This window comes from Butyrivibrio sp. (assembly GCF_017940685.1).
Taxonomy (GTDB): Bacteria; Bacillota; Clostridia; order Lachnospirales; family Lachnospiraceae; genus Butyrivibrio.
This window is the reverse complement of record NZ_JAGAYD010000214.1, coordinates 1-7263: the sequence shown is the minus strand read 5'-3', so window position 1 is coordinate 7263 and position 7263 is coordinate 1. Positions and strand designations below refer to the sequence as shown.

Here is a 7263-nt window from a genome sequence, read left to right as displayed (position 1 = left end):
CCAGTATCGATATGATCGGTTCACTGTGCATGCTTATGGCAAGGGGCGCCATCATCAGTATGTTCACAGTTCTTTTGGTACTGCCTTCAATGTATATGCTCTTTGATGGCCTGATCATGAGAACAACATTTGGAATGAAAACAGTTAAAGCGGAGAGGGAGCATCATATCGGTGGCCTGATCCATAGACATAAAGTAGCTTGAGATGAGGAGGGATGAAAAATGATCAGAAAGAATCTCATTAAATCACTTTCAGTAATTATGGCCGCTATGATGGCTATTATGACAGTTGCTTGCGGGCAGAATACAGTTGAGACCAGCGAGACAGCAGCAGTGACAATGGAAACTGAACAGGAGCAGACAGACGCTCTTGCAGACACCATGGTAAGTGCTTCAAACATCGCATCAGCAGAGTCTTCCGCTGACAAGGTTGAGACAGTTTATGTTACAGCCGATGCAAACGGCGCAGTTAACGATGTTATCGTAAGCGAGTGGCTCAAGAACGCAGCATCATCGGCAGCTCTTGATGATACTACAGGGCTTAAGAATATCGTAAACGTCAAGGGCAGCGAAACCTTCAAGGACAACGGTGACGGAACTCTTACCTGGGACGCTGAGGGTTCAGATATCTACTATCAGGGAACTACAGACAAGCAGCTTCCTGTGACCATGAAGATCACGTATACTCTCGATGGAAAAGAGATTTCTCCTGAGGAACTTGCTGGCAAGAGCGGAAAGGTTACAATCCGCTTCGAGTATGAGAACAACAGCAAGCAGACAGTAGAAGTTAATGGCAAGGATGTTGAGGTTTACACACCTTTTGCAATGGTTTCAGGCATGATGCTTGATGCAGATAAGTTCGCAAATGTAGAGATCTCAAATGGTAAGGTAATTTCAGATGGCGGTAAGACCATTGTTATGGGTGTTGCACTTCCAGGACTTAAGGAGAGCCTTGATATCTCTGAGGATAAGTGGGATAAGCTTGAAGATGCCGACGATATCAAGGAGAGACTTTCAAATTCCTTCGAGATCACAGCAGATACAACAGACTTCGAGCTTGGAATGACAATCACAATGGCAAGCTCAGATATCCTCTCAGATTTTGGTATGACTGATCTGTCCGGCTCTGACAAGCTTACAGATCTGAAGGACGACATGGAAGAGCTTAACGATGGCTCAAATAAGCTTGTTGACGGCGCTGGCAAGCTCAAAGACGGCACTACAGACCTTACAGATGGAACCAAAAAGCTCTACGACGGAGCAGTTGAGCTTAAGGATGGCACTCAGAAGCTCTATGACGGAACAGTTACACTTCGGGACGGAACAGGAACTCTTGCCAGCGGAGCAGGTACTTTATCAGACGGTATCAACAAGTACACAGACGGCGTATCCAAGGTAAATGACGGAGCAGGCCAGCTTGCCAGCGGAGCAGCTGAGCTTCACAAGGGCACAAGCGCTTTTGTAAAGGGAATCGAGGCTGCCGGACTTGTATCATCAGGAAACGGACAGCAAAGTAATAGCTCTGAGGGAGTTCAGCAGATAGCAACAGGACTTGCAAATCTTCAGACTTCTTTAAATTCTGCGGAGAAAAAGCTGGAATATCAGAGAACTGCATACGGAGCTATCTATCAGTGGCTTAATGCAAAGGGAACAGCTACGCTATCTAACCCTCTGACTGCTGAGCAGGGCGGAGATGAACTATTTAACCAGTGCCTTAAGGATGTATCAGATGATCAGCTGACTTCAGTTGCTGTGGCAAACGGATGGATGAGCCAGTATAGTCATTACAATGATATCCTTACTGAAGTCTATGGCAATGCCTCATCTACTCCCGGAGCGGGTAACCAGACAACCCAGACCATAGTATCAGACCCGCAGTATTCCTACCTTTTCGATGGACTTGATACGGACGGAACTGATGAGGATAAGGAAGTTCCAGTTTCAGAAACTACTGAGACTCCCGTTACTGCAGATGATGACAATATCGTTACCGTAAAGACTGACACTCTTACCAATCCAAATGAAAATGACGATGATACCAGAGAAGATGTCACAGAGCCTGAAGTAAATCATGATAACGACGATGATGAGAGTGGCGATGGCAATGGTGACGATGAGAATAAGAACAACGAAACCGCGGAGAAAAAGGACAATCCTGATGCAGGAACTGTAAAGGAAAAGAGCGAAGTTTCATCTGAAGTAACTGAGTCAACTGACGACGATGATGACGACGAAGAGCTTAATTCCACAAAGACCATGGTTGTTACAAGGACAATCCTTAAAACTACCTATCAGCCTCTGACTACTGCTTCTGCAAATGATGTTAATGCAGCAAAAACTTTCATGAATAGCTACAACCAGATGCTTGGTTCCTCAAAGGCTCTTTATGGAGCAACGGATAAGTCTGTTCAGATGTTTACTGCATCTGCTAATCCTCAGACTCCGACCCTTTTACAGGCTGTTGCAGCTCTTAACAAAGGCTTTGGCCAGCTTGTACAAAAGCTTGGCGGACTTACTTCAGGACTTGGAACAATCTACGAAACTGCAGTTAAGATTGATAATGGCGCTGCCAAGTTGTCAGGCGGTGCTTCAGATCTTGCAGATGGAACAAAAGAACTGGCTTCCAACAATGACGCTTTAAGAGATGGCGCAGAAAAGCTTGCTGATGGAGCAGGAGAACTCTTTGACGGCGCAGGAAAGCTTAGGGACGGAGCAGGAGAGCTTAACGACGGAGCAGGTGATCTCCTTGATGGAACAAAAGAGCTCTATGATGGCTCAATCGAGCTCGACAACGGCGTTAAGGAGCTGCTCGATGGTGTTACCAAGTTTGATGAAGAGGGTATCAAGAAGATCTACGAGGCATTTGACGGAGACCTTTCAGACTTCACTGACAGACTTGAAGCTATAAAGGAAGCTGGCAGCAGCTACAAGACATTTGGCGGCTCTGCTGATGATGTAGATTCAAGTGTTAAGTTCATCATTAAGACTGACAGTATCAAGAGCCTGTGATGTTGACTGTAGAAAGATGACTATATGCAGAAAAAGTTTTGTTATGCAAGTTTTAATCGAAGTTTCTGACTATGGGTGAATCTTTCAGGTTCGATAAAAGGGGTATATAGCATTTTTATAATTGAACACACATATTGATGCAATATCGCCAAGTTGTGGGTGATATGTGCAGCATCTGGGAAAGAGGTACCATTTGTGCTTGATTTTTTAAGAATTTCATGCAGAAAACATGGTACCTCTTTTGCTATATCCAGAGATTTCATAAACCTTCATTCAACATACAGGATTGGTAAACATAAACTTTTTCAGATTGACTGGCAGACATAAACTTTTTCTGGCTAGATTGGTTGACATAAATACACAACCTGATCATGCATGGTTTACATAAATTTGTTTTGTGCTATATCTGGTAATATATTAAGACCGTACCCCTAAGGAAAATGGCAAGATTGTGCCATTTTCCAGTCATGATCGAGATAGATCCCCTAAAAAACAGCATGAATTAAGGCACTTATCAAGTTTTGAGCAGATAATTTACGATATATTGGATTTTGAATGGGCACCTATTTGCATTATTTGCGGATAATGGCACAAAGTCACTTATTGAGCAGTTGTTCACGAAGAAGAATGGATCTATTATGAAATGCTCAGATCGCTTGTTAACCAAAGAAAACGTTTTCCTTTCGCGAGCTGGTATGTTAAGATAAGTAAGATGAACCATACACATATAAAGGCGGAGATAGTATGAAAAAGAAAGCTTTAAGCCTGTTTTTAGCAGGCCTTATGACAATATCAGCCATGTCAGGTTGCGGCAGAGCAAGTGATAAAGATAATTTGCAAAAGGGTGTAGATCAGGCCGATACCGAAGCGGCTACAGACGATAAGGCATTGGCTTCCGGGCAGGAAAAGGAACTCCCTTCCTTAAATATCCTTAACGACAAGTACAGGACTACCTATGAGATCTTCGTCTATTCCTTCTACGACAGTGACGGAGACGGAGTTGGTGACATTAACGGCGTAACTAAGATGCTTGATTACATCAATGATGGGGATGATACCACAGATACAGACCTTGGCTGCAATGAGATATGGCTGATGCCCATAAGCCCATCCACAACCTATCACAAGTATGATGTGACTAACTACAAGGATATTGATCCTGAGTATGGAACTTTGGAGGATTTTGACAATCTGGTTTCTGAATGCCATAAGAGGGGCATCAACGTCATAATCGATACGGTGTTTAACCACTCATCAAGTCAGCATCCTTGGTTTTTGGAGGCTACTGGGTATCTGAAAGAACACCCGGGGCTTGAATTTGGGGCTGACGCTGGCGAATCTGGAGACACTTTGGCCCTTACACAGGCTCTATCAGAGTGCCCATTTCTTGCATATTACAATTTTTCAAACGAAAAGCAGCAGGGCTATGAACCAGTTGCAGGCACAGACTACTTCTATGAGGCCCGCTTCTGGTCTGAGATGCCGGATCTAAACCTCGATAGTGATGCCCTAAGACAGGAACTGTCTGACATTACGCACTTTTGGACAGACAGAGGGGTTGACGGTTTCAGGCTTGATGCAACGACCTACTATTACACAGGCCAGGACCAGAAGAATATCGAGTTCCTGAAATGGCTCAAGGACGACAACAAGGATGCCTACTTTGTAGGCGAGGCCTGGGCTAATGCTGCAACTTATCAGAAATACTATGAAAGCGGCATCGACAGCTTTTTTGACTTTGAGTTCGCTGGAAGCGAAGGCATCATAGCATCAACTGTAAGGGGAACGAGCCCTGCTTCAAGATTTGCAGAGGCACTTGAAAAGAGTGAGGCAGCCATCAGAGGAAGCTACGACACAGCCATAGACGCACCTTTTTATACAAACCACGACATGGCAAGAAGTGCTGGCTACTACACAGGAACCGGCGGAGAGGACAAGCTAAAGCTTGCATATGGCCTAAGCCTTATCATGGGCGGTAATTCATTTATATACTACGGCGAAGAGCTTGGAATGAAGGGCTCTGGTAAGGATGAAAACAAGAGAGCTCCCATGTACTGGACAGCAGGGGAAGCAGATGCTTCAGAAGAGGCGCTTCCAGCCTTCATGGACAATGTAAGCGCTGGCATGTGCAAAGGTCCCAAGGCCATGGACTACTTCAAGATGAAGTATCCAGCTCTTGATGTGCAGACAACAGACCCCTACTCAATATATAATTACTTTAAGAAGGCCATCAGGCTAAGAAACACATATCCGGTTGTGGCCAGAGGAACCACCACTATGGTAAAAGACCTTTCAGATCAGGATATATGCGCATTTACAAGGTCAGTCACTGATGAAGAAGCCAAGAACTACCTGGAAAGCGCTGACCCTGAAACCGTAACAGGCAGTGATGCATCCGCAGACTTTGGCCCATTATCACTTCTTTTTGTGATTAACACTTCTGATGAAGAGAAGACTGTAGACATAACAGGCACTGATACTACAAAGAACTACCAGGAGCTTTCCTATCAGCTAAACACCGGGGAAACAGTAAGCTCTCTGGCAGATGGGAAACTTACGATATCTCCCTATGGGGTAGCAGTGCTTACTTCAGATAAGTAAAACCAATAAATGGAACCGTCAGATACATGTAAAATAGCCTGAGCGCAGCATGTTGGGGGACAACGAATGACATTTGATAACTATATTTTTGACCTGTACGGGACGCTTATAGATATTCACACAGACGAGGAACAGCATGGTCTGTGGCAGGACATGGCAGCATATCTCCAGTGTCAGTTCGGGGCTGATTATACAGCAAAAGAGCTAAGGAAAAGATATCTCGAGATCTGCGCCCTGGAGGAAGAAGCCCTGACTTTTTATCTTAAGAAAAACAGGGGCATAACCACCAGGTACCCTGAGATCCGTATCTCCTGGGTCTGGACAAGGCTCATTGCGGAAAAGATATACGGAAAAGCTTCGGAATTTACCAACAGCCGACTGGGGTATAACCAGGCGGAGATTGATGCTGCAAATACCTATCTTCCCCACAAGTACGACGAGGAAGAGTACATAACTCCTCAGATACGGGCTCTGTGCACCTATTTCAGGAACACCTCAAGGGATAAGCTTGTAAAATATGAGGGCGTTGAAAGAACATTAAAAGAGCTGAAAAGATACGGAAAGAAGATATTTCTTTTGTCCAATGCCCAGAAGATATTCACTGAAAAAGAGCTGATGGACACAGGACTCTACAGCTATTTTAAAGGTATTTTCATATCATCTGAGGCTATGATAAAAAAGCCGGATCCTGCCTTTATGGAGGTTCTCATCTCCAAATACAGACTGGATAAGTCAAAATGTGTTATGATAGGTAACGACATTACAAGTGACGTAGGGGTTGCGGCAGGTAGCGGTATCAGGAGCATTTTCCTTAACACCTACGAAGTTTCAGATAAAGATATCAATAAAGGCATCAGGAAGCTTGATATCAAGGAAAAAGATCTTTTCCCGGTGATCATATCAGATGGCAATATTGAAAAGATATTAAGCCTCTAGGTGCAGGACGGATAAAATGAAATACTTTTTACTGTATATCAAGCAGACCCTGAGGTTTGTGCTAAAGCCAATGTCCTTCGTGCCCGCAATAGTGATGATGTGCCTGATCTACATGTTCTCAGCCCAGGACGCAGATGAGAGCAGTCGCCTCAGCTACGAAGTGGGAGTCAAGGTTTTGACCTACGCCAACGAGACTCTGGACAAGGGATGGAGCATAAAATACATTGAGCACCTCTCTGAAGAGGGACAGCACTACATAAGAAAGACAGCCCATTTTACAGAGTACTTCCTTTTGGCGGTCTCTGTGGCATTTCCCCTTTATGTTTACGGAGTCAGGGGCCTATGGCTCGTTTTTTCAGCAGGAATCTTTTGCGTGGGCTTTGCCTGCCTCGATGAATATCATCAATCTTTTGTGGCGGGAAGGACTCCCCAGAAAAAAGATATTGTCATAGACAGTTTTGGTATCCTTTTTGGAATAATAATCACCAGGATCGTGGGATGGACTGGGCGGATGACGATTTTCAGGCCTCTTTCGAACCACAGGAAGAAAAGGCGTGGTTGACACATTTGCAACCATCAGTTGACAAATTTCCAAGGCGACTTTATAGATTGCAACTGTTATTTTTCGTAATCTGAGATCACAAAATCAAACAAAAGAGATCTCGAAACAAAAAACGAAAATAGCGGAGGAAAACAAAATGATACTTGCTGACAAAAT

5 protein-coding genes are annotated in these 7263 nt (G+C 44.3%); all 5 read left to right on the top strand.

Translation table 11 applies throughout. The features are described 5' to 3' along the window. A partial coding sequence (locus J6I68_RS13060; RefSeq protein ID WP_292220961.1) for a hypothetical protein occupies positions 1–203 on the top strand: 203 nt, incomplete at its 5' end. An 18-nt stretch (positions 204–221) separates the two neighbouring features. Then, positions 222–3008 carry a hypothetical protein gene (locus tag J6I68_RS13055; RefSeq protein ID WP_292220959.1) on the top strand — a complete coding sequence of 929 codons (2787 nt, stop codon included), beginning with the start codon at positions 222–224 and terminating at the stop codon, positions 3006–3008. Positions 3009–3752: 744 nt separating this feature from the next. Beyond that, positions 3753–5609, top strand: coding sequence for an alpha-amylase family glycosyl hydrolase (locus J6I68_RS13050; RefSeq protein ID WP_292220957.1), 1857 nt, complete (start codon positions 3753–3755; stop codon positions 5607–5609). 66 nt (positions 5610–5675) lie between these two features. After that, positions 5676–6545 (top strand): HAD family hydrolase, encoded by an 870-nt coding sequence (locus tag J6I68_RS13045; protein WP_292220955.1) that lies wholly within the window; start codon positions 5676–5678, stop codon positions 6543–6545. A 16-nt stretch (positions 6546–6561) separates the two neighbouring features. Further along, the gene (locus tag J6I68_RS13040; RefSeq protein ID WP_292220953.1) at positions 6562–7107 is read left to right on the top strand and encodes a VanZ family protein; all 546 of its coding nucleotides are present in this window, start codon (positions 6562–6564) and stop codon (positions 7105–7107) included. The last annotated feature ends 156 nt before the right edge of the window (positions 7108–7263 follow it).